Consider the following 1,676-nt stretch of genomic DNA (forward strand, 5'->3'; position numbering starts at 1 on the left):
CCTCCGAGAGGGCGGCCCCGCGCTTCGGATTGGTCCGGCTCGACGCCACCGAGACCCGGCGCGTGCCGGCCGCCCTGGCCACCGCGCGCACCAACTCACCGTCCTTCACGCGGCGGCTCATGTGCGGGGCAGGGGGACACCTGGGGTCCGCGGTGGCGGCCAGGTTGGTCATTCAGCAGCCGGTCAGCTCGTCAGCAACGTCACCTCGAACCGAAGCCCAGCTCCTGGGGCAGGTACTCCCACTGGATGCCGGTATGCAGCACGAACAGGATCCCGGACAAGGCCCGCCGGTGCCACTCGGCGCCTTCAAGGGGCGCCCGAGTCCGGCCGCCGGCCAGCCGCTCGTGCAGACAACTTGCCACGCCTTGACAATCCGTTCCCCCGCGTTCAACCAGCCGTACATGTCAATGAATGCGTGCTGCACCTAAGGTCCATGAGACTTTCGAAGGAAGGGACTCATGGACGCACTCCTCGCTGTCCGGGCTCGCGGGATCACCAAGACTTTCGGCGATGTGGTCGCGCTGGACGGTATCGATCTGGATGTGACGCAAGGTCAGATCCACGGCTTGGTCGGACCGAACGGCGCCGGCAAGACGACGTTGCTCGGTCTCCTGCTGGGCCTGGCTGTCGCCGACAGCGGCCGGCTCGACATCCTGGGTACGCCGGTCGGGCGAGCGCTCGCCGCTCCCGACGGCGTCGCCGGCTTCGTGGACGGGCCCGGTCTCTATCCCTCGCTCACCGCCAGGCAGAACCTCGCCGCGCTGGCCGCTCTCCGCGGCCCCGACGCGCAGACGGCGGGGATCGACGACGTGCTCGACCAGGTCGGGCTCACCGATGTCGCCGACGAGCGGGCCCGCGGCTTCTCCCTTGGCATGCGTCAGCGGCTCGGGCTCGCCGCCGCCCTGCTCGCCAAGCCCCGGCTGCTCGTACTCGACGAGCCCGCCAACGGTCTCGACCCGGCCGGCAAAAGACACGTCCACAGTGTTCTCACCCGGCTCGCGGCGGACGGGACCAGCGTGGTGCTCTCCAGCCACCGCATGGACGACCTCGAGGCACTGTGCTCCGAGGTCACCATCCTCGCCACCGGACGGGTCGTCTTCTCCGGACCGATGGGCAAGCTGGCCGCTGAGGACCGTGAACTCGACTACCGGCTGCTGACCTCCGACCCGCAGGCTTCCCGTCGGCTGGCTGTCGGCATGGCCGGGATCAGCGTCGTCGACGACGCCGGGGCACGGCACGGCGAGGTGCTCGTCGTACGCGCGCTGGTGCCCGCCCTCGACGAACTGGTGGTGCAGCTCGTGCAGGCGGGCATCGCGTTGCGCGAGCTCGCACCCGTGGTGTCGCCGCTCGAAGCCGCGTTCCTCGCCCTCACCGAACAGCAGGAGGCCGGTCGATGACCGCGACCATCGTCGCCGACAACGTTGCCACCGGCCGTCGCGTCTCGGTTCTGCGCGCCTACCGCTTCGAGCTGGTCAAGCTGGTCTCGCAATGGCGGATCCGCTTGCTGGTCCTCGCTTGCTGGATCGCGCCGGCACTCTTCGTCGCCGGGGTGAGCCAGCAGAGCACGCTTCCCGTCGACACCCTCTTCGGCCGCTGGATGCTCGCCACGGGGTGGGCCGGACCGCTGGTGATGCTCGGTTTCGCGGGCACCTGGGCGCTTCCGCTCCTGACGTCGG

Annotated in this window: 1 protein-coding gene and 2 pseudogenes; 2 read left to right on the top strand and 1 reads right to left on the bottom strand. The window is 69.9% G+C overall.

Going from position 1 to position 1,676, the window contains the following annotated elements; genetic code table 11:
* Positions 1–206 precede the first annotated feature (206 nt).
* Positions 207–332: pseudogene (locus ACFV0T_RS42135) on the bottom strand (IS5/IS1182 family transposase); the annotation flags it as partial.
* 126 nt (positions 333–458) lie between these two features.
* On the opposite strand from ACFV0T_RS42135, the gene ACFV0T_RS42140 reads away from it, so the two are divergent.
* Together ACFV0T_RS42140 and ACFV0T_RS42145 are read left to right on the top strand one after the other, a co-directional pair.
* The gene (locus tag ACFV0T_RS42140) at positions 459–1,397 is read left to right on the top strand and encodes an ABC transporter ATP-binding protein (RefSeq protein WP_385790851.1); all 939 of its coding nucleotides are present in this window, start codon (positions 459–461) and stop codon (positions 1,395–1,397) included.
* Positions 1,394–1,676 (top strand): annotated as a pseudogene (locus ACFV0T_RS42145) (ABC transporter permease); the annotation flags it as partial. The gene ACFV0T_RS42140 and the pseudogene ACFV0T_RS42145, both read left to right, overlap by 4 nt.

This window comes from Streptomyces sp. NPDC059582, assembly GCF_042735715.1.
Classification (GTDB): domain Bacteria; phylum Actinomycetota; class Actinomycetes; order Streptomycetales; family Streptomycetaceae; genus Streptomyces.

Bases quoted from the DNA above. Each gene is read 5' to 3' on its own strand.
- ACFV0T_RS42140 (WP_385790851.1), top strand. From the start codon at position 459: ATGGACGCACTCCTCGCTGTCCGGGCTCGCGGGATCACCAAGACTTTC.